Raw genomic sequence first — 249 nt, 5'->3', positions numbered from 1 at the left:
AAACCGGGAACAGATTAAAAAAGGTGAGATTGAAAACTTCACGGGTTATCTTATTGTGAGCGCCCGAAATCATGCGACCCGTGCTTTGGGTAAGAAAAAGCAACTGCACCTGATTCTCAATGACCAGATGTCTGATTATGAAATCGCTGACAATAATCTCGCAGAGAATTTAGACCAGGCTGAACTACTTGAAGCCTATAACGCCGCTCTGTCCAAAATGCCACCCAGAACGCAGGAAGCGTATTTTTT

Annotated in this window: 1 protein-coding gene; it reads left to right on the top strand. The window is 43.8% G+C overall.

The window, feature by feature from the left end:
* The coding region (locus GJQ66_RS14370) for an RNA polymerase sigma factor (RefSeq protein WP_196215943.1) at positions 1–249 on the top strand (249 nt) is incomplete at both ends.

The organism is Microbacterium sp. ZXX196, from assembly GCF_009709595.1.
GTDB lineage: Bacteria > Actinomycetota > Actinomycetes > Actinomycetales > Microbacteriaceae > Microbacterium > Microbacterium excoecariae.
Note: the sequence above shows the minus strand (reverse complement) of the source record. Positions and strands in the feature narration are given on the sequence as shown.